The organism is Mesorhizobium sp. AA23, assembly GCF_001672435.1.
Classification (GTDB): Bacteria; Pseudomonadota; Alphaproteobacteria; order Rhizobiales; family Rhizobiaceae; genus Mesorhizobium.
Genome location: NZ_LYTP01000028.1, coordinates 187,418 through 211,613, shown reverse-complemented (window position 1 = coordinate 211,613; position 24,196 = coordinate 187,418). Strand labels below are relative to the sequence as shown.

Below are 24,196 nucleotides of genomic sequence, written 5' to 3'. Positions count from 1 at the left end.
CGATCAACCCCACGGCTTGCCCATCAGCCCGTTGGGGCGGATCGACAGAAACACCATCAGGGCGGCGAAGATGACGAGGTAGGTGACGTCGCCATATTCGCGCAGCGCGGTCAGGCCGACCGATTCCATCATGCCGAGGATGAAGCCGCCGGCGATCGCGCCGCCGACGACGCCGGCGCCGCCGATCATCACCATCAGGAAGGCCTTGATCGAGATCGGGCCGCCAATGCCGGAATTGACGCCGGTGATGGTGACCAGCAGGCCGCCGACAACGCCCGCCAGCATGGCACCGAGTGCGAAGCCGATCATCGAATAGCGGTCGACCCTGACACCCATCAGCTGGGCCGCGACACGGTCCTGCGCGAGCGCGCGCATGGCGCGGCCGACCCGGCTGTACTGCATGTAAAGGACAAAGGCGGCGATGAAGACGATGGCCAGAGCGCCGACAACCAGGCGGTCATAAGGCATGATGATGCCGGCCTCGTTGAAGACGCCTTTGACGATCTTGGGAACGCCGCGCTGCTTCTCACCGAACATGAGCAGGATGACGGCGTCGAAGAAGAAGGCCGTCGCGGCGGCGAGCAGCATGGTGCTCTCCTCGCGGTGACTGCGGCGGATAACCGTTCGAAAGAGGAATCTCTCCATCAGCGCACCGATGACGGCGAGTGTCACACCGGAGGCCAGGAGCGCCACCACGAAAGGCAGGCCGAGCTGGCCGTAGACGGTGTAGGTGATGAACCCGCCCAGAACGTACATCTGCCCGTGGGCGAAATTCAGCACGTTCATCAGGGCGAAGATCAGGGTTAGCCCGAGCGCGATCAGCGCGTACTGGGCGCCGAGATATAATCCGTTGGCGATGACCTGTTCCATGGATCCCTTCGATCTTCCGCGGGGTCCGAGCAGCGCCCGGACCCCCGGCATTCGGGAGGAAGTAACCTTAGGAACCCAAACCTAGTCGACGGAGCCGACGAACAGGGTCTGGAAAGCGCCGTCCTTGTATTCGTTGACCACCATCGGCACGGCCAGCTGACGCTTCTGGCCGAAGGAGGTCGCGCCGACATAACTCAGCTTGGCGTCCCCCTTGAGGAAGGGGTTGGGCGCCGAGAAGGTGTCCATGGTCTTCTTGAATTCGTCGACATTGTTGATGGCGGCCGGATTGGCCTTCATCGTCTCGATGATGTACTCCAACGCGTAAACCTTGGTATTGGACTCGTCGTTATACTCGCCGAACATCTTGGTGTAGCGCGCGACGAACTCCTTCATCTCGTCGGACGCGATCTCCGGCGTCGAGGCACCGCCGACGGAAATGAAGCCGTTGGCGTATTCGCCGGCGCCCTCCTCCAGAACCTTGGCGTCCTGCGCCGTCTCGGTCGAGATCAAGCCCTCGAAGCCGAGCTCGCGGGCGGCGCGGATGAGCAGCGGCGCGTTAGCCGGCGCCACGCCGGACAGCACCAGCAGATCGGGCTTCAGCGCGACGATCGGGGTCAGCACCGGCGTGAAGTCGCGGGTGTCATTCTGGTACGTGTCGTTCTGCGCGACGACGTCGAGCCCGAGCGCCTTGGCCGCCTCGACGCCGCTGTCACGCTGGCTGAGCGGGTCGGATTCGTTCGCGGCGACAAAGGCGATCGTCTTCACGCCCTTGTTTTCCTTGAGGTATTTATAGATCGCCGGGCCCGACTGGTAGTTGGCGATCATGCCGAGCACGGCGTTCGAGGCCGGCTTCTGGTAGAGCGCCTTCGGGAAGGCATAGGGGAAATAGATGATGCCGTTGGCCTCGGCGACAGGGCGCACCGCAGCAGCGCCGTCATCGACATTGGGTCCGACGACATAGTGGATGCCCTCCTGCGCCATCTTCTCCATGCCGGCGATGGCGCGCTTGGGATCTTTCTGGTCGTCGAAGGTGACGATGTTGATGTTGTAGGTGTCGTCGCCGATCTTGACGCCGCCTTTTTCGTTGAGCCAGGCGGCGCGCGTCTGCATCGAGCGCACATTGGACGTGCCCCAGGCGGCGGCGGGACCGCTGGTGACACCAACAAAGCCGATCTTCAGTTCCTTGTTTTCAGCCTGCGCGGACGGGATGCCTATGCCGGCCATGGCCAGGGTCGAGACGGCGCCAAGCACCAGCGATTTCAAAGTCGAGCGTCGGTTGATCATATCGGTTCCCTTCTGGTTATCGCGCTTTTGTTTTTGCTCATCGGCTGCGCGGATAACCTATGGGAAGTCGCCTGCGAGAGATTGTCAACAGATTTCTTTGTTATTGTATACAATGTTTCGGCTGAATGTGTGCGACGGCAGAGCGGCCCAACCGCGGGGCAGGCTGAGGACGGGCTGCCCGAACGGCCAGCCACCTCGGCGAACGATCAGTTCGCGGCATGATGAAATGGAGTCGGTCGCGGCTTACCGACGGCCGGGCGCGGGGCAGACCTTATTTTCCGCAATGATGGTCGTTGATTTTGTTCAGCGCATTCGCGTCCGGTCCCGTCCGGTGGTACGAACACGCGCCCGCCGCCGTGGTGACCAGCATGGCGTCATAGTAGCGCGGTCCGCCGAACAGGATGTCGATGAGGTCGCCTTCGGCCGGAACGTAGCGCTCCTGCTCGACCGGGCGCTTGAGCTGCCGGTCGCCGGCGAACGCCACGCCGGACACGCCAATGGCCGTGGCCAGAACGAGAGCGGAGATCGCAAGGTTTTTCGTCATCGGCGGCACCTTTCCGGCCATTTCGGATCAGCAGCATATCCAAAATCGCCAGCGGAGCAAAAGTTCCCAGTCTCTATCTTCAAAATAGCTTGGCCCGATTGGGAGTACACTCCTTCCCCGGAGTTGCTGCGGCTACTCGAAAGAGTAGGTAAAACCTTCCTTGGACGCGCCGACGGTGACCTTCGTCATCTTCGCACCCTCCAGCGAGCGGTTGAGCACGCCGCGACTGAGCTCCGGCAACAGCGTGTTGGTGAGGATGGCGTCGATCATGCGGCCGCCGGACTCGATCTCGGTGCAGCGCGCCTTGACCAGATCCATGACGCCGTCGCCGATGACCAGTTCGGCATCGTTGGTCGCTTTAAGCCGCCGCGCGATCTTGCCGAACTGATGGCGGGCGATCGCCTCGATCATCGAATCCGACAACGGATAATAGGGTATGGTGACCACCCTACCGAGGAAGGCGGCCGGGAAAACTTTCAGCAGCGGCGTGCGCAGGGCCGCGTCGAGATCGTCGATGCCGGTCCGCACGGTGCCGTTCTTGGTGCGGTCCATGATGACGTCGGAGCCGACATTCGAGGTGAGCAGGATCAGCGTATTCTTGAAATCGATGCGTCGGCCCTCGCTGTCGTCCATCATGCCCTTGTCGAAAACCTGGAAGAAGATCTCGTGGACGTCCGGATGCGCCTTCTCGACCTCGTCGAGCAGGATCACCGAATAGGGTTTTCTGCGCACCGCCTCGGTCAGGATGCCGCCCTTGCCGTAACCGACATAGCCGGGCGGCGCGCCCTTGAGCGTCGAGACGGTATGCGCTTCCTGGAACTCGGACATGTTGATCGAGATCAGGTTCTGCTCGCCGCCATAAAGCGTCTCGGCAAGCGCCAGCGCGGTCTCGGTCTTGCCGACGCCGGAGGGGCCGCAGAGCAGGAATACGCCGACCGGCTTTTCCGGCGCGCCAAGGCCGGCGCGGCTGGTCTGGACACGTTTGGCGATCATCTCCATCGCGTGATCCTGGCCGACCACGCGTTCCGAAAGGGTCGCGGCCAGCCTGAGCGCTTTCTCGGTCTGGCTGGACAGCATCCGTCCGGTCGGGATGCCGGTCCAATCCTGCACCACGGCGGCGACCGCATTGCGATCGACCGAAGGCAGGATCAGCGGCGTCTCGCCCTGCGCCGCGGCAAGCTCCGCCATCAGCTCGCGCAGCCGCGCGAAATCGGCAGACGAACCGGCCGATCCCTCGGCGATCGTCTCTCCGACGACCGCCTCGGGTTCGACCGCCTCGCCCTTCGCCGCCTTGGCTTTCGAGCCCTTGGATTTCGCGGGCTTGGTTTCAGCCGCCTTGCTCTCGGGCGCCTTTGCTTCGGGAGTTTCGGACGCAGCCGGCTCAGCCGCTACGGTTTCCTCCCCGGCCTCCCCCCCCGCCGCATCGAGCGGCACGCCTTCACCGCGTAGTTTAGCGCGCAGGTCAAGAATCTCGGCGACCAGTGCTTTCTCGCGATCCCAGCGCGCCTGGGCGGCGGCTAAGGTGGTCTCGGTTTCCGCCAGCCCGGCATCGACGCGAGCCTGACGGTCGGCGACCTCGATGCCGATCGCCGCCTCGCGGCCGATGATGCCACTCTCGACCTCCAGCGCCTGGCGGCGGCGCAGAATGTCCTCGACCTCGGCTGGCGTCGCATGCTGCGAGACCGCAACGCGCGCGCAAGCCGTGTCGAGCAGGCTGACGGCCTTGTCCGGCAGTTGCCTGGCCGGAATGTAGCGGTGCGAGAGCGCGACCGCCGCCTCGATCGCCTCGTCCAGTATCTGGACCTTGTGGTGCTGCTCCAGGACGCCGGCGACGCCGCGCAGCATCAGCACGGCCACAGCTTCCGACGGCTCCTCGATCTTGACCACCTGGAAGCGGCGCGTCAGCGCCGGGTCCTTCTCGATATGCTGCTTGTATTCGGCCCAGGTCGTGGCGGCTATGGTGCGCAGCTCGCCGCGCGCCAGCGCCGGCTTCAAAAGATTGGCGGCGTCGCCGGTGCCCGCGGCACCGCCGGCGCCGATCAGCGTATGCGCCTCGTCGATGAACAGGATGACCGGCACCTCGGAGGCCTGAACCTCGTCGATGACCGCCTTCAGCCGCTTCTCGAACTCGCCCTTGACGCTGGCGCCCGCCTGCATCAGCCCGACATCGAGCATGCGCACGCTGACATTCTCAAGCGTCGGCGGCACGTCGCCCTGGGCGATGCGGAGCGCAAATCCTTCGACCACCGCCGTCTTGCCGACGCCGGCCTCGCCGGTCAGGATCGGGTTGTTTTGGCGGCGACGCATGAGGATGTCGACGATCTGCCGGATTTCCGGGTCGCGGCCGACGACCGGGTCGATCTTGCCGTCGCGGGCGCGCAGCGTGAGGTCGGTCGCGTATTTGGCCAGCGCCGAATCTCCGCCCGGACCGCGCTTCATCGGCTGTTCGGCGGCGGCAGAGGCGGGAGGTGTGCCGGCTTCGAGCGAGCCTTCGGTGACATCGGCGAAACGGGAAACGACGCCGTCGGCATCGATTTTGTCGAATTCGGCGCTGATTTTCGACACCAGGCCTTCCAGTACCGGCGTCCTCAGGCAGGCCAGGAGGATATGGGCGCTGCGCACCTCCTCGACGCCGAACTCCAGCGTCGCCAGGTTCCAGCCTTCCTGGATGGCGTGGAAGATGTGATCGGAGAATTCCTCGACGGAGGTCGCGCCGTAAGGCAGCTTGTCGATGGCCCGGGTCATGTCAGCCGTCAGCCGGCTGACGTCCAACCCGGCATCGGCGATGATCATCTGCACGTCCGAGCGCTCGGACAGCACCAGTTGCTGGATGAAGTGGACGAGCTCCACATAAGGATTGCCGCGCAGCTTGGCCGTGTCGGCCGCGGCCTTGAAGGCGCGCACCCCCGTGGCGTTGAGCTTGGCGACCAGTTCCTTACGCTTGAAGCTCTGCGATGACCGGCGCTGTTCCATTCGAACCTGCTCCCGCAATCTGCCAACCGTACCCTGCCATATAAGCGGCGGCTTGACAAAGCCGTGTGACGGATAAGGCGTTTGGATCCATCCGGGCGGCACTGCCCGGTTACACAAGCTCTGCAATGTCGTGCAAGAAATACCGGATTGCGGTCCGGGCTATGCGAGCCATTTCACATACCCGGCCCGGCAATCGCGCAATGGGTTTTGCTGAAAGAAACGGTCGCGTTTAGCATCCGTTAGTTTTTGAGCAGCTGCTCAATTGTCGTGACGCGAGGCCGGTGGTAACGTTGCGTCACATAGGGTCTCAGGGCCGCTGGCTGGGGGTTAGTGTGATTGATCTCGCACTCTGGCTGAATCCTCTGAACGGTGAAAATCCGTCGGGAGAGGACTTGCGTAACGACCCGGCCTTTCATGAGCTGGAGCGCCTGACCGAACAGCAGAAAAAGGTCGAATACGAAGGAAACAACAAATCGGAAGTCGATGTTCCGGTCGACTGGTCCGTCGTACTCACCAAGGCGGAGGAGTTGCGGTCGCACGGGCGGGACCTGCGCCTCCTCGTCCTGGTTGTGCGTGCCCTTGCCAACGAAGAACAGCTGGGCGGGCTCGCCGAAGGCCTGACGCTGATCGCCCAAACCTTCGACAGGCATTGGGAAACGATGCATCCGGCACTGCGCTCTGGCGCCACGCCGCGCGAGGCTGCCTTGCGGCGCATCAATGCGCTGATCGACCTGCAAAACAGCCAGGACGGGCTGCTCAAGGATCTGCGCGGCATGGTCTTCTTTGCGCCGCGCACGGTCGGCCCGATCAAGGGAGAGGACCTGGAGAAGGGCAGCCTCGACGAACACGTCATGCTGCAGGAGGCTGCTTCGGGACTGGGCGCGGCGGAAAAGGCGGCGCTGGTGAGCGGCCACAACCAGCTGGTGAACCGGGTGCGCACCGGGTGCAAGGCGCAAGTCGATCAGGCCGGCGAGGCGATGACCTCGCTGCTCGCCGACGCCCGCGCGGTGATCGCCGCTCTCGACGAGGTCGACGCCGCCCTCAACAAGCGCATCGACGGCAATGGCCCCGCCATTCCGGAATTGAGACGCTTCCTGCAGCGATTGCTGACGACGCTGGAGCGGAATTCCGCCGCCGGTGCCGGGGCGAACGGGGCCGCAAAGCCAATCCCGCAGCCGGCGGAACCGGCAGCGCCCGGCCCAAACGGCCATGGCGCCGAAAGGATGGGCGCCGAAGCGAGGGGAGCCGAATCGATGGCAAGTGTCGCAAGCTATGCGGAACCGGGCGCCGGGCTGCCCGACCGGATCACCTCGCGCGACGACGTCGTCAAATGCCTGGATCTCGTCGTCGCCTTTTATGACCGCACCGAGCCGTCGAGCCCGATCCCGCATCTCGCCCGCCGCGTGCGCCGCATGGTGCACATGGATTTCGTGGAATTGATGGAAGATCTCGCCCCATCGGGGCTGAAGGAGTTCCGGCTGCTTGCCGGTGTCCCCGATCCGAAGAAGCCGGCCCAGAAGGATGAAAGGTAACAAGCATGCCAGCAGAGAGCAAAGCGAAGGTCATCGAAAGAAACCGCGCCCCGCGCGTGCAGATCGCCTATGACGTCGAGACCTACGGCAGCCCGACAACGATCGAACTGCCGTTCGTCATGGCCGTGATGGCCGATCTTTCCGGCGCTTCACAGACCAAGGAAGCGGTGAAGTCAGTGCTCGACCGCAACTTCGTCGAGACCGACGCCAATCGGTTCCCGAAGTTCATGGAGGCCATGGGGCCGCGGGTGAAGGCACGAGTAAAGAACACACTCCCGCAAGCCGAGGGCGCCGAGCGGGACGAAGAGCTCGCGATCGATCTCACCTTCTCCAAGATGGGCGATTTCGCGCCGGACAAGATCGCTGAGCAGGTCCCGCAACTGGCCGAGATCCTCAAGATGCGCCGGCAGCTCGAAGAGCTGCTCGGCTTCATGGACGGCCGCGTCGACGCCGAAAAGCGCATCGCGCAGCTTCTGAACAACGAACCGCTGCTGAGCAAGATCGCCGGCCAGGCGATTTCTGAGGGCAAGGGCGAGGAGTAAGTCATGGCTGAACAGCAAAAAACCGCAGCCGCCACCGCCGAGGCGGAAGCGATTGACCTCGGCGAATTCAGCGGCCTCCTGGAAAAGGATTTCAAGGTCAAGAAGGACGACAGCGAGAAGCTCCAGCAGCTGGTGCGCAACCTGGCGCTGGCGGCGCAGTCGCGCTCCGAAACCACCACCATCTCGTCCAATGCGATCAAGTCGATCAAGTCGCTGATCGCCGGCATCGACAAGATGCTGACGACGCAGGTCAACGAGATCCTGCACGCGCCGGAAGTGCGCGAGATGGAAGGCACCTGGCGCGGCCTCTGGTATCTCGTCAACAACACCGAGACGGATACGAAGCTCAAGATCCGGGTGATGAACATCTCCAAGGAACAGTTGGCCGACACGCTGGAAGACTATGAAGGCCAGATGTGGGACCAGAGCCCGATCTTCAAGAAGGTCTATACGGACGAGTATTCGATGCTGGGCGGCGAGCCGATCGGCTGCATTCTCGGCGCCTACGAATTCTCGAACCATCCGCGCGACGTCGGCCTGCTGCGCAACATCTCCGGCGTCTGCGCCTCGGCGCACACGCCCTTCATCGCCGCCGCCTCGCCGCGCCTGTTCCGCATGGACAGCTGGCAGGAACTGCCCAACCCGCAGGACCTGCAGATGATCGTCAACAACCCGGCCTATGCCTCGTGGCAGTCGCTGCGCGAGAGCGAGGACGCCCGCTATATCGGCCTCACCATGCCGCGGGTGCTGGCGCGCCTGCCTTACGGCTCGGAAACCGTTCCGGTGAAGGGTTTCACCTTCGAGGAAGAGGTGGGAGGCGACCACAACAAATATGTCTGGATGAACGCCGCCTTCCCGATGGGCGTCAACATCAACCGCAGCCACAAGCTTTTTGGCTGGGGCACACAGATCCGCGGCGTCGAAAACGGCGGCACGGTGCTCAACCTGCCGGTGCACGCGTTTCCGACCGACGACGGATCGATCGCGATGAAATGCCCGACGGAAGTCGCTATCGACGACCGGCGCGAAGCGGAGCTCGCCAAACTCGGCCTGATGCCGATCCTGCACCGGAAGAACACCGACCTTGCGGCCTTCATCGGCGCCCATTCGCTGCAGGACGACGAGACCCGAGCCGGGCGTCTGGTCGATCCCGACGCGCAGGCCAACGAGCGGCTCAGCGCCAACCTGCCCTACCTGTTCCCGGTCTCGCGCTTCGCCCACTACCTCAAGGCGATCGCGCGCGACAAGATCGGCTCGTTCAAGGAACGCACCGACATGCAGATCTGGTTGACCGAATGGATCAACCGGTACGTGCTGGCCAATCCAGCCTTTGCCGACGACAAGGCGCGCGCCAAGCGCCCGCTCGCCGCGGCCGAGGTCCAGGTCGACAGTGTCGAAGGCCGGCCCGGTTACTACAACGCCCGTTTCTATCTGCGTCCGCACTACCAGCTGGAAGGCATCAATGCCTCGCTCCGGCTGGTGTCCGAACTGCCGTCAGTGAAGGGGTGAAATCGCAAGCATAGTCATCTTGTTTGGTTTGAGAGCGGTGGAGAAAGACAATGCCTTCAATGAAGATCGATGGTTTTCTGAAAGTTCCGGACATCAAGGGTCCGAGCGTGCGCGACGGCCACGAAGATGAGATCGAAGTCCATGGCGTCGACTACAAGATGATCGCGCCTTACGATCCCAATTCGCTCTCGCGCCGCGGGCGCGTATCCTTGGGGATGATCAAGTTCACCAAGCATTACGACAAGGCGTCGCCTTACCTGAAGAAGGCGCTGTTCGACAACAAGGCGCTCGACGAAGTGGTGTTTTCGGCGCGCCGCACCATCGACGGCGAGACCAGCGATTATCTGGTGGTGACGCTCACCGACGCTTCGATCATGGAATACGACATGAAGCAGGCCGATGACGAGGCCGACCTGATCGAGGAAGAAGTGAGCTTCGCCTACAAGAAGATCAAATTCGTCTACGACAAGGACGACGAGATCGAAATGGATGTCTATGTCGGCAAGTGAGGCCAAAAGGCCCGGCGCAAGGGCGCAGCTCGCCGGCAGTTCGCGAGCAAAGCGCGAGGCGGTCCAGCCCTCCCTCTGGGACCGCCTCATCAACGACCTGCCCGGGCTGACGTCGGAGATCGAGGGGCTGCGTCGCCTGCTGGAAGAAGAACTCGGCGCCGAGCGCGTCGAGGCTCTTCTTGCCGGCAGCGCACGCACCATCGATGCCGATGCGGAACTCACCCCCGACCAAAAGCGGCGCCTGCACCGTCTGGTGTTCCAGGCCGAACATCGCGCCGAGATCGAAAGCCGCGGCGTGGTGGTGTCGGCGCGGGTGCTCAGGGAAGCCGTCCGGCGCGACATCGAAGCCTTGTTCAACACCGAGCGCTTCGAGTCCGTTCCGATGCTTTCCGATGCCGAGCACGAACAGCCCCTGGACGAGCTGCCGTCGCTTGCCGACTTTCCGGAGGTGCGCCGCAGCGTCGTGAACTACGGCGTGCCGTCCTTCTCCGGCCGCTCCTCGCGGGACTTCGACCGCGATACCCTGGCGCGCGAGATCCGCGCGGTGCTCGCCACCTTCGAGCCGCGGCTCAAGGAAAGCGCCACGACGGTCAATGTCACCCTTGGCGACAAGAGCGTCGGCCTGAAGATCGAGATCGACGCCGTGCTGATCATGACGCCGACGCCGGAGCGCATGCGGCTGCGCACCACGATCAATCTCGACAACGGCCTGGCGCGAACCGAATTCCGGGAGACCTGAGATGGATCGGGTCTTCGTCGAATATTACGAAGAAGAACTGACCCATATCCGGGCGCTCGCGGCCGAATTCGCCGATATGCATCCGGCAGTCGCCCGCAATCTTTCCCTCGACACCGTTCCCTGCCCGGACCCCTATGTCGAACGGCTGCTCGACGGCGTGGCCTTCCTTGCCGCGCGCACGCGGCTGAAGGTCGACGCCGAGCGCTCGCGCTTCTCGCGCGCCGTGCTCGACGTGCTTTACCCGGACCTGGTCACCCCGGCGCCGGCAACGGCGATGGCGGTGCTGAAACCCGGCCAGCAAGTGCAGTCGATGATCGCCGGTCATACAGTCGCGCGCGGCACACGACTGGTCTCCAGCCTGCATCCGGGGCTGTCGACGCGGTCAACCTTCAGCACCGCGCAAGAGATCACGCTATGGCCGATCGCGATCACCTCCGTCAGCTATTTCCAGGATCGCAGCGCGCTGGCTGCCGCCGGCATCGGCCCAGTCGCCGGCGCGCGCGGCGAGGCAGCGCTGCGCGTCGCGCTTGCGCGCACCGGAAAGGGCAAGCTCAGCGAGCTGTCGCTCGACCGTCTCGATCTCTATTTCGCCGGTCGCACCAAGGCGCCGCTCCTGTTCGACGCGATCTTCGGGGCCTGCTCGGCCGTCGGCGCGCGGGCGGAAGGAAAGACCAATCCGCTATCGGCGTTGCCCGAGCCCGAGATGGTCGGCATCCGCGACGACGAGGCGCTGATGCCGCGCACCCGCCCGACCTTCGAGGGCTACCGCCTGCTGCGCGAATATTTCATGGTCCCCGAACGCTTCCACTATGTGCGGGTCGCCGGCCTGCAGCCGGTGGTGCGCAGATGCGAGGCGGGGATGGAGATCATCTTCCTGTTCCGCCGCCCGGTGCCCGAGCTCGCCGACGTTGCGCCGGCCGATTTCGAGCTCTTCGTGACGCCGCTGATCAATCTCTTCGAGCGCGAATGCAACGTCATCGAGATCGATCCGCGCAGGACAAGGCAAGTGCTGCATGCCGATCGAACCAGAGCGCGCGATTTCGAGATCTTCCGCGTCACCCGAGTGGAGGATGCCGACGCGGAGGGCAGCGAGGCCGAGATTCCCGAGCTTTTCAGCCTGGGGCAGAACCGCGGCAGCGGCTGGGTGTATTCGACCGAGCGGCGCCCTCGCAGGGCCACCGAAGATGAGCGTCGCGACGGCCTGACCCGCACCTCCTACACGGGAGACGACGTTTTCCTCTCGGTGTCGCGCCCGGCCGGCAGCCCGGCCAACCGGCCGCTCAAGCGCCTCGACATCATGGCGCTTTGCACCAATCGCGACCTGCCGATCCTCGACGACACACCGACACTGACGCTAGAGACGGCGGACCCGGTGGAGGCCGTCAGGCTGCTCGGCGCGCTGCGGCCGCCCCAGCCGTCGATCCCGGCGTCGCTGCCGGCGGGCGCCGAAGGCGAATCCCGCGCCGACAATCTTGCCTGGCGGCTGGTGGCGCAGCTCTCGCTCAACTTCTTGAGTCTCGCCAAGGAAGGCCGCGGCGTCGATCCGCTGCACGCGCTGCTCGATCTTTATGCCGACCGCGGCGACCCGAGCCTCGCCCGCAACGTGCATTCGATCACCCGCATCGACTCGCGCCCGGTGATCGAGCGGCTCAAGATCGACGGGCCGATGTGCTTCGGGCGGGGCACGGAAGTGACGCTGCATGTCGACCAGTCGGTGCTGGCGGGGCAAAGCACGCTTTTGCTTTCGGCCCTGCTGGCGCGGCTGTTTGCCCGCCATGCCGGGATAAACGGTTTCGTGCGGACACGCACGCGGCTGCTGCAGAAGCAGGAGGATGTGCCATGGCCGATGACGCCCGGCAATCGCTACCTGATCTAGCGCGGCCCGCCCTGAGCGAAGCCGTCTCAGACGGAATCGGGGCGTTGTCGGAAAGCTTTGACTTCTTCGAGCTTCTGCGCCGGCTGGAGCAGAGGGGCGGGCTGTTCGGCTATTCCGGCCAGGCCAATCGCGAGCCGGCGCGGCTCGGCCAGCATGTCCGCCTGAGCTTCTCGGCCAGGGACGTGATGAAATTCCAGGAGGCGGGCGAAAAGGCTCCGGCGCGGGTGACCGTCGCCAATCTCGGACTGCTCGGGCCCGAAGGGCCGATGCCGCTGCATCTGACGCGCTGGGTGCTCGACCGGCTGTCGCAGCGCTGGTTCACCGGCACGCAAGCGGAGCAGACCAGCGACACAACCTTCGTCGACTTCGTCAACATCCTGCAGCACCGGATGATCGCGCTTTACTACCGCGCCTGGGCCGACGCACATCCGGCGGTGCAGGTCGAGCGCTCGATCGGCGGACGCGTCCGCGCCATGCTGGAAGCAATGTCGGGGATCGGCCTTCCCGGCACCCAGGATGCCGAACTCGACGCTGTGCGGCTGCGCCAGGCCGGATCGCTGGCCAGCCAGGTCGACGGTCCGGAACGGCTCACCTTGTTTCTTGCCACGGCCTTCAAGGTGCCGGTCGAGATCAAGGAATTCGTCGCTTCCTGGATCACCATACCGGCGGCACTGCAGAGCCGCGTCGGCAAGGCCTATGCGGCGCTCGGGCGCGGGGCGACGATCGGCCCGCGCGTCTTCAGCCGCCAGAGCCGGATCGAGTTGCGCGTCGGCCCGCTCGATCTCGACGACTTCAAGTCCTTCCTGCCTGGAGAGCGGCGCCTCGCCCTCTTCAAGAAAGCGGTGCGCGACATGATCGGCGAAGCGCTGGATGTCGATTTGCGCATCGTGCTTGCGCGCGACGCCGTGCCGCCGCCGAAGATCGGCACCGTCCAGCTCGGCCGAACCTCCTGGCTTGCTCGCCCCGCCGAGAAGGGAGACGCCGACGATCTCAAGCTCCGCACTGTCGTCGGCTGGCGGCCGGAAATGGCGGAGGCGGCCGCATGAGCCTGCTGCTGACGCTGGAACAAGGCCCGCGCTCCCAGGTGGTCAGGCAGACCCGGCTGGACGAAGGCGAGCTGGTGATCGGGCGCAGCGCCGATGCCGGCTGGCAGATCGACGATCCGGACATGTTCGTGTCGCGCGCCCATTGCAAGATCAGCGGCGGCCGCGACGGCTACTTCGTCACCGATACATCGAGCAGCGGGCTGTTCATCGACGATTCCGACAGCCCGCTCGGCACCGGCAGGTCGGCACGGCTGCAAAGCGGCATGCGTTTGAGACTGGGCGACTACGTGCTCTATGTCGAGGTCCAGCCAAGCGCGAGCCAGACTTCGGTCGGTGAGGCCGCCAACCATTCCGCCGCCGCCTGGTCGGCGCCTCAGCAGCGATCTTCGCCCAGCATCGGCGGCGACGATTTCTTTTCGGCCAAGGTCGAGGAGGAGCCGCGGCGGCCGCGGCCGGCCGATCTGCCGGACCCGTTCGAGCAGCCTGTGCCCGGCGCGTATGACCGCGCCTCGAACCAGCGCAGTTCGCCCGCCTTCGACGACCCATTCAGCCTCGACCCGGTGGCGACACCGGCCTCGGACGACGACTCGGCAACTGGCCGGTCCGATCCGTTCGGCTTCGGCGACATGCCCGCGCGCGGCGATACGGCGCAGCCGGCGCCGAAACCGACCGGCTTCGACGACTTCGGCTTCGGCCCAGCCGCGACGCCTGCCTCCGCCAACGGCGCGCATACGGCCCGTCGCAGCGAGCAGCCAGCCGAAAAGCCGCAGGTCGCTCCTCCGCGGGACTTGCCGGCGCGCACGCCCGAGCCGCCTCCTCCGCCGCGCCCGGCTCCCGCGCCCAGGCCGTCCCGTGCAGTTCAGCCTGTGCCCGGCGATATGGCGCTGCGCGCCGCCTTCCTGCGCGGCATGGGGGTCGAGGAGGCCGATTTTCTCGGGCGCGACGCGATCGCCGAGATGGAAAAATTCGGGCGCGAGTACCGGCTGATGCTGGACGGCCTGATGCAGCTTCTGCGCAAGCGCGCCGAGGAAAAGGGCAGCGCGCGCGTTGCCCAGACGGTGGTCGGCGCCTCCGAGGTCAACCCGCTCAAATTCCTGCCGACGGTCGAGGATGTCATCGTCACCATAATCTCGGAGCGCAGCCCCGGCTTCCTCTCCGGCGAGGCGGCGATCGGCGATGCGGTGAAGGATCTCGCGCAGCATCACGTGCGCGCCTGGCGCGGCGTTCAGGCAGCGCTGCGGCGCATGATCGACCGGTTCGATCCGGCGACGATCGAGGAAGAGCTGAAATCCAATTCCGCGATCGGCAACCTGCTTGCGGGCGGCCGCAACGCCAAGCTGTGGGAGCTTTACCAGAAACGCCATCGCGACATCGCCCAAAGCGCGGAATCGAGTTTCCTGGGCGAGATCGGCGCAGACTTCAGGGATGCATACGAAGAGGAGTAGGACATGATCGATCGACGCGAATTCATCGTTGCCCTCGGCGCGACGGGGCTGCTTGCGGCTTGCCAGAGCGGCCCGCCGAAACCATCGGTTATCTCGGTCAACGTGACCGGTGGCGCCGGCATGAATCCGGGACCCGGCGGCGGCGATCGACCGGTGACTGTGCTGGTGATGCGGCTTGCCAGCACCGGCAAGTTCAATTCGGCCGATTATTTTGCGCTGCAGGGCGATGCGGGGTCCGCACTTGGAGCCGACCTTATCGGATCCGATTCGATCTCCGTCGCACCGGGCAAGACGGCGGCCAAGACCATCACGGTCGAACCGAACGCGACGGCGCTCGGCTTCGTCGCGCTGATCCGCGAACCCGGCGGACGCAACTGGCGCACGACCAAGTCGGTGTCGGCGGGATCGAAATTCACCATCAACGTCACGCTAGGCGGCGGCGGTATTTCCGCCTGACGGCGAGACAGAAGTTGGCAGTGCAGAGAGCAGCGGCATGAGCGACGCAAACAGGGTGCTATGGTCCGAGGGGCTCTTCCTGAGAACCCAGCATTTCCAGCAGCAGGACCGGTTCTTCGAGGCGATGGTGCGGGGCGCGCTGCAGGCCGGCCAGCTCCATACGTTCGGCTTCCAGCAGCTAACGCTCGATCAATCGCTGCTCGATGCAGGCCAGGTTTCTATCGTGTCCGCCCGGGGTATTTTCCCCGACGGCACGCCCTTCTCCATCCCGGAAATGATGGACGCGCCGAAACCGCTGCCGGTCACGGCGGATACCGGCGCCGGGCCGGTGCTGGTCGCGCTGCCGCTCGAGCCGCCCGGCGGCGTCGGTTTCGACCCGGCGCATGCCGCGTCGACCGGCGCGCGCTATCACGGCAGGATCGTGTCGGTGCGCGATTCCGTGCAGGGCGGCGCCGACCCGGAAGAGATCGAGATCGCCCGCCCGCAGGCGGTGCTGCTTGCGCCCGGCAAATCGGTCGGCGGCTATACCGCGCTGCCGGTCGCCGACATCAAGGGCGTGCGGGCCGACGGCGGCGTCTCGCTCGACGAGAGCTTCCTGCCGCCGACGCTGATCACGGGCGCGGTCGCCTGGTATCGGCAACTGCTGCAGGAGGTCGTCACCGGTCTCGACCAGATCGCCGAAGCGCATGGCAAGATGGTGATGGGAGGCCCCGGCCGCAGCGTCGAGGACCTGCTGATGCTTCATCTTGCCAATGCGGCCAAGCCGCGGCTCGCCCACATGCTGGCGCAAGATGTCTTCCATCCGGCCGAGCTCTATCTCGAGCTCGCCGGCCTCGCCGGCGAAATGGCGACTTATGGCTCCAGCTCGCGCCGGCTCGGCGAGCTGCCGGCCTATGACCACATGGCGCCCGGCCCTGCCTATATGGCCCTGGCGGACGCCTTGCGCTCGCTGATCCTCAGCCTGCGGTATATCGAGCCGAAATCGCGCGCGCTGCCGGTCATGCGGCATGCCACCAATGTCTGGAAGGTGCGCATCGACAACCCGAAACTTCTGGTGGCCAGCCGCATCGTCATCCGCGTCGGCTCCGAACTGTCGGAAGACGCGCTGCGCAAGATCTTCGTCAACCAGGCCACCGTCGGGTCCGCCGACCAGTTCGAGGGGCTGTGGAAGTCGCGCCTGCCCGGCATTCCGCTGAAGCCGCTGCATTCGCAGCCGCGCGAGATCCCCTATGACGGCGACCGGCTGTGCCTGGAGCTGGACCAGAAGAGCGAGCATTGGGCCTCGCTGCTCGACGCCCCCGGTTTCGTCATCGGCGTTTCCGGCGTGCTGCCAAGCGAGCCGCAGGTCGACTGCTATTCGGTGAACAGGTGAGGCCATGAGCCGGGATGATCCTTTCGGACTGTCGGAGGATCGCGAACGCACGCGCATCAGGCTGACGGGCGCTTCGCCCCGGCCGATGGCGCCGCTGGCGCCGGGCGCGCCGGTGAAGCGCGCGCGCGCCCATCCCAATGTGCTGATCAATAGCTTCGCGCCGCTGCTCGAATTCGCGCCGGAGCTGGAAAGCGCGCTGGCGCCAGAGAACCCGGAAGTGCTGCGCACGCGCCTGCTCGAGGAGCTCGTGCGCGCACGCGACGCCGCGATGGCCGCGGGCTCGTCGCTGGAGCGGGCCGATCAGGCCGCCTGGGCGGTGGCGGCCTTGCTCGACGACCTCGCGCTCAACACGCCCTGGGGGGGCGCCAGCGCCTGGCCACGCCAGCCGTTGGTGGTGATGCTGCGCGGCGACGTCGATGCCGGCACGCAGTTCTTCTCGCGGCTCGACGAACTGGAGAGGCATCCGAACCGCGACCGCGAAATGCTGGAGTTGCAATATTATTGCCTGGCGCTCGGCTTCCGCGGCAAATATCGCGTGCCTGGCCGCGCCGGCGACCGCTCGCTCAATGCCGTTCGCGTGGCGGCGGCGCGCTTCCTGCGCAATGCCGACGCCGAAGATGCGCCGCTGTCGCCGAACTGGAAGGGCGTGATCGCCTCGGACGAGCCGCAGCGCTTCATCGTACCGATCTGGGTGATGGCGCTGGCGGCCGTGGTCATCGCCGCCGCTGCTTATGTCGGCCTGTCGATGGGGCTGAGCAGCCAGGCGGTCGAGCTCTCCGCCCTGGTCCGCGCTTTGCCGCCGCCCTCGCGGGGCGACGTCACCCGCGCCGCGCCCAAGGTCGACGCGCCCGAACCCGAGGCGCCGCAGCCGGAACCGGTCGATTTTGCGCTGCTGCCTGAATTCAAGGCCGAGGCACCGGATGGTCTCAAGCGGGCGCTGAGCGGGACCGAGAGCGTGTCGCTGGCCAAGCTCGTCATCCAGTCTTCCAATCCCGAACTGTTCCAGTCGGCGCGGCCAACACTCACGCAGGGCTATGAGCCTCTAATCGAATCGATCGCCAAGGTGATCCTCGCCAATCAGGAACTGATCGGGAACGTCACGGTGGTCGGCCACACCGACAATGTGCGCCTGCAGAAATCGAACCCGCTTTCGTCGAACCAGCGGCTGTCGGAAGCGCGCGCCGAGACCATAGCCAACCTTCTGGTGCAGGCCGGCGTCCCGCAGGAGCGCATTCATTCGGAAGGCCGCGCCGAGACCGATCCGGTGGCCGACAACTCGACGCGCGAGGGCCGCGCGCTCAACCGCCGCGTCGAGGTCCTGGTCGAGAAGAGGCTCTGATGTTCATCCTGCGCTTCCTCTGGGCGGTTCTCACTTCGCGCTTCCTTTGGACGCTGATCGGCATCGCGCTGCTTTCCCTGCTGATCTGGGTGTTCGGCCCGATCGTCCAGGTCGGCCCGTATGCGCCGTTCGATTCCGACAATGTGCGCATCGCCATCATCGCCGGGCTGATCATCCTGTGGCTGATCTGGCTGATCATCGCGCAGCGCCGCGCGATCCGCGCCAACCGCATGTTCGTCGCCGAGATCGCCGCGCCCGTGACGGAAAAGCAGCTCACTCCTGGCGAGGAAAGCGTTGCCGCGGTCGGCGCCAAATTCGGCGAGGTGATGGCGGAGCTCAAGCGACGCAAGCTCGGCGGCCGCAAATTCCTGCGCGAGATGCCTTGGTATGTCATCGTCGGACCGCCGGCCACGGGCAAGACCACGGCGCTGCGACAGTCAGGCCTCAACTTCCCGATCGATCTCACCGACGATCTGCAGGGCGTCGGCGGCACGCGCAACTGCGACTGGTTCTTCTCGGAGAATGCGGTGCTGATCGACACCGCCGGCCGTTATGTCCAACAGGAGAGCCAGCCGGATGTCGACGCGACGGAATGGCTGGGTTTCCTCGATCTTCTCAAGAAGCATCGTGGCCGCCGCGCGCTCAACGGCGTCATCGTCGCGCTGTCGATCGATGCGCTTTCGGAAGGGGACGAAGCCATCAAGGCGCATGGCCGCAAGATCCGCCGCCGGCTGGCGGAGCTGAACGACCGCCTCGAAATCCGCCTTCCCGTCTACCTGATGCTGACCAAGGCCGACCTGATCAAGGGGTTCGAGGCCTTCTTCGGCGGTCTCTCGACCGCCGCCCGCGAGCAGGTATGGGGGACGACCTTTCCGCTCGATGCCCGGATCGATGCCAAGACCGTCGAAAGAGAGCTCGCCGCGCTTGCCACGGAGCTGGAGCGGCGGCTGGTGCCGCGTCTGGAGGACGAGGACAAGCTCGGATCGCGCGCGGAAATCTTCCGTTTCCCGGCCCAGCTCGCCAGCCTCTCCGAGCCGATCCAGGTGCTGATCGAGGCAATGTTCGGCGAAAGCCGCTACGAGGAAGCCGCCTGGCTGCGCGGCCTCTATCTGACCTCGGCGACACAGGAAGGCGCGCCGATCGACCGGCTGACGGCGGCGCTGTCCTCCTCCTTCGGGCTGCCGCCGCGTCGCGCGATGCTGGCGCCGCGCGTCGAGAAGCGCAGCTTCTTCCTGCGCAATCTCCTGACCGAGGTCATCTTCAAGGAAGCGGGTCTCGGCACCTTCGACCCGTTAGCGCAGCGCCGCCGCGCCTGGATCTGGCGCGGCGCGGCTGCGGCTTGCGCGCTTGCCGCCCTTCTGGCGGGCGGGCTGTTCACCTGGTCCTATCTCGACAACCGCAATGCGATCACCGAGCAGGCCGGCCAGTTCGAGGCGCTGCAGGCGCCGCTCACCGACGTCTCCGCCACGCCGGCTTCGGTGGAGCAGCCGACGATGGATGGGGCGCTGGCCGCGATGGACACGGTGGCGACGGCACGCACCGCACCGCCGGATGCTGTCCACAATTTGCTCGGCCCGACCGCTTCGGCCGAGCTCGTGCGCGCCCAGACCGACACTTACGACCACGCGCTGCGCAACGTGCTCGAGCCGCATATGGTGGCGCTGCTCGAAGCCACGATGTGGCGGCAGATCCGCGATCCGGATTTCATGCTCGGCGCGCTGAAGACCTATCGCATGATGACCGGCCTGTCGCAGATGGACACCGACTTCGTGCAGAACTGGTGGGTGAACAGTCTGCCGGAATTCGCGCCCGCGCCGCCCTTCCCGACCGCCGACGCCGAACAGCACCAGCTTGCCGCGATCCGCCGCATGGCGGTTGACGACAGCTACATCGCCCCGGACAAGGAGCTGGTGGCCGAGGCGCTGAAGACGGTGTGCACCATCTCGCTGCCGGAGCGCGCCTACAAGCAGTTGCTCGCGGATCCGGAAGTGGCAGCGGTAAAGGAATGGGTGCCGGCCAATTTCGCCGGCCCGAACGGCGCCAAAGTGTTCGCGCGCCGCTCCGCCAAGACGCTGCGCGTCGGCGTTCCCGGCGCCTACACCTATGCCGGCTTCCACGACGCCGTTCTCGATCGCGTCGAGGACGTGGCGGCGCAGGCGGCGCTTGATCGCGCGGTGTTTGCCGGCGGCTGCTCGGAGAATGCCGAGACCTCGGTCTCGGCGCTGTCCGAGGACATTCTGAAGCTCTACTACGACGACTACATTTCGCAGTGGGACAGCTTCCTGCGCGACATGCGGCTGGCGCCGCTGACCGACCTCAATGTCGCAAGCGAAAATCTCAAGGACCTTTCGAGCGCCGATTCCGCGCTGAAACGCCTCCTCACCGCCGTCGTGCAGGAACTCGATCTCACCCGTTCCGACGAAGTGCCGGCTGACAACAAGAACGGCGCCGCCGCCAAGAGCGGCTCGAAGCTGCTCTCCAAGCTCGGCAAACTCGGCAAGGTCGTGAAGACGGGAGCGAAATTACTGCCGCGCGCGGGCTCGGCCGAGCAGGTCGACATGACCGGCAGCCTGGTGGCCGAACATTTCAAGCCGCTCAAGGGCACGATCGCCGAGGTGGACGGCCAGCCGCCGGCGCTCGACGCAGCCGTGGTGGCGCTGACGGCGCTGTCCAATGTGCTGCAGACCGTGTCGGCCAACCCCGACCCGCAAGACGCCATCAAGAAGCAGGGCGGCCTGGCCGAGCTGACGGGGGCGGTCGCTAGACAGGCGCAGATCCTGCCTTCGCCGATCAACGACTGGCTGGGCGGGATTGCCGGCGACACCAGCGGCCTGTCGCAGAAGGCGGTCACCAACGAGCTCAACGCCATCTGGCGCGCCGACATCCTGCCCTTCTGCCAGGCTGCGCTCAACAACCGCTATCCGTTCAGCCCGGAGAGCGCGGTCGACGTCAATGTGCGCGACTTCCAGCGCCTCTTCGGCCCCGCCGGCCTGATCGACGCCTTCATCAACGACCATCTGATCAACTATGTCGACACCGCCAGCCAGCCGTGGAAATGGCGCGCCGATTTCGGCCTCGACGCGGCCGCGCTGGCGGCGTTCGAGCAGGCACGGCACATCCGCGACGACCTGTTTCCCGGCGGCACCGGCCCGGTGATGAACTTCACGCTGGAGCCAAAGGACCTGTCGCCCAACGTGGCGCGGGTGACGCTCAACCTCGATGGCCAGAACCTCGTCTACTACAACAACGCGACCCGGCCGCAGCCGATGACGTGGCCCGGCAAGGACGGCACCGGCGTGATCTCGCTCGCCTTCCAACCGGTCGACGGCTCGCCCGAGGTGATGCTCAACGAGACCGGCAGCTGGGCGTGGCTGAGGATGCTGCGCGGCGGCAAGTTCGCCGGAACCAACCTTTCCGACGTCTATAGCCTGCGCCTCGGCACGAAAGGCATGTATGCCGATTTCGAGCTCAAGGCGGCCAGCGTCGAGAACCCCTACACACTCGAGATGTTCAAGAAGTTCACATGTCCGCCGCAGATATGAGCACCGGCTTCTACGGCAAGATGCCCGCCACCGGCGATTTCGTGACGCGGCGGCTGCCGGGCGATTTCGTGCGCGTCTGGGACCGCTGGCTGGCGCAGCAGATCGTCCCGCTGTTTGGCCACGATGCGTGGCAGACGGACACTGCCTTGCGCTTTCTCGCCGGCCCCGCCTCGTTCGGCGCCTCGGCCGGGGTCATCGTGCAGAGCGCCGACAAGGTCGGCCGACAGTTCCCGCTCAGCGTAGTCGCACGGCTTGCCGAGGCGCCGCTCAGGCTGGCCTATTCGGATGCCTGGTTCGACCGCATCGAGGAAGCGGCCTTCGCCGCGCAACGGGGCGAACTGACGCCCGACGAACTGGATGCCGCGCTGGGCGCCCTGCCTGCCCCGGCGGTCGATGAGGATGGCGATGTCATCGACGACCTCGTCATGTGGACCGCGCGCACGGATATCTTCGACGTCGATCCGCAGACGCCGCAGCCGGCGCTGGAGCGGATCTTCGTGGCCAGTTGGGAGACGAGCTGATGTTCGTCAGCCAGAACACCACCCCTTTTCTTGCCGAAACTTTTCCCTATCAGGATAAGCATTGCGTGAAGTTCTGCGTCGCGGTCATTCGCGCGACATACGATGTCGATGAGCAAGGCAACTGCACACTCAGCAAGACGCAGTCACCTTTCGTCTACGCCGATACTCACTATGGCGATCCGGAATTCACGTCCATTCGCGTTGAGACCGACTTTGCCCCGGTCAAACCCAAATGTGAGGTCCTGCTCGATGCGATGGCGGTCGCCCCGCAAGGCAGGCAAGCGGAAGCGGTCGAAGTGCGCCTGGTCGGCCCCGGATTAGACAAGCGCGCGGTGGTTACCGGCCAAAGGCGTTGGTTCAAAGGCGGGCTGGGCATCCAGGCTTCGCGGCCGACCCCTTTCACCTCGATGCCGTTGGCATGGCACCTTACCTTCGGCGGCACAGACCGATCCGATCCTGATCCAGCGAAACAACGCAGCGACGCAATCAACCCGATTGGCAGTGGCTATCTTGTCGGCCAGGGCAGTATTGACGGGACGCCCCTGCCCTGCATCGAGCACCCGCAATCACGGATGCGCATCTGGAACGACCGGCCGCGCCCCATCGGTTTCGGCCCGGTGCCGCGCTTTGCAAAGGAGCGCGCACGCTATGCCGGCACCTACGACAAAAACTGGATGGAGAACGTGCTGCCCTTCCTGCCGCAGGATTTCGACGACCGCTACTTTCAGGCGGCGCCCCAGGACCAATGGCTCGACAGATTGGGCGAGGGAATGATCTTCGGCTGCATCGGCATGAACGAGAGAGGTCGGTTCGGGGTAAAACTGCCGAGACTGTCAGTGCCGGTGCGCTTCGTGTTCGACGACCATTTGGAACGAAAGACGATGGTGCCTGATACGCTCATCATCGTTCCGCACGAGCGCAGAATCGTGCTGGTGGGCCGGGTAGGCACGAAGCTGCCGCGCAAGTTCGTGAAACTTGAGGAGGTTCAAGTCGGCAACGACCTCATCCCCCGCGACGGCGAGAAGCCGCACTATGCGGGGCTGGGAGTCGCAGTTGCCGCTCTTAAGGAGATAAGGCGCCTAAAATGACGGTCATTTCCTGCCTTAGCCTCGTGTCGCCGGTCGGCTATTCGGCGGGGAGTACGGCGGCCGCTATGCGGGCAAACATAGCGGCGTTCGCCGAACTTTCCTATCGCGACGCCGACGGCGAGCCAATACGTGGCGCGTCAGTAGATGCCCTGCCGGCGACGATGCGCGGCCGCGATCGCGTTGCTGCCCTGACGCGCCTGGCCGCCGATCAGGTCGACCCAAAACAGGCGGACCGGCTGCCCTGGGGCGAGATGCCGATCATCTTGTGCACGCGTGAACCGAAGGTTCCAGGCGCGCGCCTCAACGGCATTGTGGGCGGGTTGGCGCTGCCCAATGGCGCATCTCTTGTCGGACCGCATTCCGTGCATGTGACGGAAGGGGCCGTGTCCACCTTCGTCGGCGTCTGGCACGCGCGCAAGCTGCTCGCCGAACGCAAAGTTCCCGCCTGTATCATCCTGGCCGTGGATACGCTCATCGATTCGCGCACCCTCGGCTGGCTCGACAGGGCGGGCCGTCTCAAAACGAGCATCATCACGGATGGCCTCATTCCTGGCGAGGCGGCGAGCATCTCCGTCGTCAGCGCTCGTCCGCTACTTGAATCACATGTGACGGTGCACGGCCTCGGCTTGGCGCGCGAGACCGCGACAGTGCTCAACGAGGAGCCGTTCCGCGCGGACGGCCTGGCCTCTGCGCTGCGGACGGCCCTGGCGGAAGCCAGGGTGGAGATTCACGATGTTGCCTTCCGCATGTCCGACGTCGCCGGCGAATCCTACGCTTTCGAAGAACTGGTGCTAGCGCAAATGCGGGTGATGCGCACAGTCAGGTCGCAACAACTGGTCTGGCTGGCGGCGAGTTGCATCGGCGACTGCGGAGCGGCTGCGGGTTCCATCCAGTTCGCATGGGCCGAGCAAGCCTTCCGGCGCGGCTATGCGCCCGGGCCTTCCGCGGTGCTCTACGGCAGTTCGACGTTTGGTAGCCGCGCAGCGGCGATCGTTACCGCATAGGGTCG

At 65.3% G+C, this 24,196-nt stretch carries 19 protein-coding genes; 15 read left to right on the top strand and 4 right to left on the bottom strand.

Annotated elements, in window-relative coordinates; translation table 11 throughout:
* Positions 1 to 3: 3 nt before the first annotated feature.
* From A9K66_RS20775 to tssH, 4 genes are all read right to left on the bottom strand, one after another.
* Complete coding sequence (locus A9K66_RS20775; RefSeq protein ID WP_066989049.1) at positions 4 to 870, bottom strand: branched-chain amino acid ABC transporter permease; 867 nt, start codon at positions 868 to 870, stop codon at positions 4 to 6.
* 81 nt (positions 871 to 951) lie between these two features.
* Positions 952 to 2,154 carry an ABC transporter substrate-binding protein gene (locus A9K66_RS20770; RefSeq protein WP_067327631.1) on the bottom strand — a complete coding sequence of 401 codons (1,203 nt, stop codon included), beginning with the start codon at positions 2,152 to 2,154 and terminating at the stop codon, positions 952 to 954.
* 271 nt (positions 2,155 to 2,425) lie between these two features.
* Positions 2,426 to 2,698 carry a hypothetical protein gene (locus tag A9K66_RS20765; RefSeq protein WP_067328006.1) on the bottom strand — a complete coding sequence of 91 codons (273 nt, stop codon included), beginning with the start codon at positions 2,696 to 2,698 and terminating at the stop codon, positions 2,426 to 2,428.
* Positions 2,699 to 2,830: 132 nt separating this feature from the next.
* Entirely contained in the window at positions 2,831 to 5,671 is a 2,841-nt protein-coding gene (gene tssH, locus A9K66_RS20760; RefSeq protein ID WP_067327627.1) for a type VI secretion system ATPase TssH, read from the bottom strand.
* Between the two features lie 332 nt (positions 5,672 to 6,003).
* Between tssH and tssA the strand changes: the two genes are divergently transcribed.
* The 15 genes from tssA to A9K66_RS20685 are packed head-to-tail and all read left to right on the top strand — an operon-like array spanning position 6,004 to position 24,191.
* Entirely contained in the window at positions 6,004 to 7,203 is a 1,200-nt protein-coding gene (gene tssA / locus A9K66_RS20755) for a type VI secretion system protein TssA (RefSeq protein WP_067327623.1), read from the top strand.
* 5 nt (positions 7,204 to 7,208) lie between these two features.
* Positions 7,209 to 7,745 carry a type VI secretion system contractile sheath small subunit gene (tssB, locus tag A9K66_RS20750; RefSeq protein WP_066989057.1) on the top strand — a complete coding sequence of 179 codons (537 nt, stop codon included), beginning with the start codon at positions 7,209 to 7,211 and terminating at the stop codon, positions 7,743 to 7,745.
* A 3-nt stretch (positions 7,746 to 7,748) separates the two neighbouring features.
* Positions 7,749 to 9,254, top strand: a complete 1,506-nt coding sequence (gene tssC / locus A9K66_RS20745) for a type VI secretion system contractile sheath large subunit (RefSeq protein ID WP_066989059.1) — start codon at positions 7,749 to 7,751, stop codon at positions 9,252 to 9,254.
* Between the two features lie 59 nt (positions 9,255 to 9,313).
* Positions 9,314 to 9,763 carry an Hcp family type VI secretion system effector gene (locus tag A9K66_RS20740; RefSeq protein WP_170950255.1) on the top strand — a complete coding sequence of 150 codons (450 nt, stop codon included), beginning with the start codon at positions 9,314 to 9,316 and terminating at the stop codon, positions 9,761 to 9,763.
* Positions 9,750 to 10,502, top strand: a complete 753-nt coding sequence (gene tssE / locus A9K66_RS20735; RefSeq protein ID WP_067327620.1) for a type VI secretion system baseplate subunit TssE — start codon at positions 9,750 to 9,752, stop codon at positions 10,500 to 10,502. The genes A9K66_RS20740 and tssE overlap by 14 nt, the downstream gene beginning before the upstream one ends.
* Before the next feature lies 1 nt (position 10,503).
* A complete protein-coding gene (gene tssF / locus A9K66_RS20730) occupies positions 10,504 to 12,378 on the top strand; it encodes a type VI secretion system baseplate subunit TssF (protein ID WP_067327617.1) in 1,875 nt (624 codons plus the stop codon).
* The gene (gene tssG, locus A9K66_RS20725; RefSeq protein WP_067327614.1) at positions 12,342 to 13,424 is read left to right on the top strand and encodes a type VI secretion system baseplate subunit TssG; all 1,083 of its coding nucleotides are present in this window, start codon (positions 12,342 to 12,344) and stop codon (positions 13,422 to 13,424) included. The genes tssF and tssG overlap by 37 nt, the downstream gene beginning before the upstream one ends.
* Positions 13,421 to 14,869, top strand: a complete 1,449-nt coding sequence (gene tagH / locus A9K66_RS20720) for a type VI secretion system-associated FHA domain protein TagH (protein WP_067327611.1) — start codon at positions 13,421 to 13,423, stop codon at positions 14,867 to 14,869. Before tssG ends, tagH begins: the two co-directional genes overlap by 4 nt.
* A 3-nt stretch (positions 14,870 to 14,872) precedes the next feature.
* The gene (gene tssJ, locus A9K66_RS20715; protein WP_066989071.1) at positions 14,873 to 15,325 is read left to right on the top strand and encodes a type VI secretion system lipoprotein TssJ; all 453 of its coding nucleotides are present in this window, start codon (positions 14,873 to 14,875) and stop codon (positions 15,323 to 15,325) included.
* A gap of 37 nt (positions 15,326 to 15,362) precedes the next feature.
* Entirely contained in the window at positions 15,363 to 16,697 is a 1,335-nt protein-coding gene (gene tssK, locus A9K66_RS20710; RefSeq protein ID WP_067327608.1) for a type VI secretion system baseplate subunit TssK, read from the top strand.
* Between the two features lie 4 nt (positions 16,698 to 16,701).
* Positions 16,702 to 18,036, top strand: coding sequence for a type VI secretion system protein TssL, long form (tssL, locus tag A9K66_RS20705; RefSeq protein ID WP_067327605.1), 1,335 nt, complete (start codon positions 16,702 to 16,704; stop codon positions 18,034 to 18,036).
* Positions 18,036 to 21,578, top strand: a complete 3,543-nt coding sequence (tssM, locus tag A9K66_RS20700; RefSeq protein WP_067327601.1) for a type VI secretion system membrane subunit TssM — start codon at positions 18,036 to 18,038, stop codon at positions 21,576 to 21,578. The genes tssL and tssM overlap by 1 nt, the downstream gene beginning before the upstream one ends.
* A complete protein-coding gene (gene tagF / locus A9K66_RS20695; RefSeq protein WP_067327598.1) occupies positions 21,560 to 22,099 on the top strand; it encodes a type VI secretion system-associated protein TagF in 540 nt (179 codons plus the stop codon). The genes tssM and tagF overlap by 19 nt, the downstream gene beginning before the upstream one ends.
* Positions 22,099 to 23,187 (top strand): DUF2169 domain-containing protein, encoded by a 1,089-nt coding sequence (locus tag A9K66_RS20690; protein WP_067327595.1) that lies wholly within the window; start codon positions 22,099 to 22,101, stop codon positions 23,185 to 23,187. The genes tagF and A9K66_RS20690 overlap by 1 nt, the downstream gene beginning before the upstream one ends.
* Positions 23,184 to 24,191, top strand: coding sequence for a hypothetical protein (locus tag A9K66_RS20685; protein ID WP_067327591.1), 1,008 nt, complete (start codon positions 23,184 to 23,186; stop codon positions 24,189 to 24,191). The genes A9K66_RS20690 and A9K66_RS20685 overlap by 4 nt, the downstream gene beginning before the upstream one ends.
* Positions 24,192 to 24,196 lie beyond the last annotated feature (5 nt).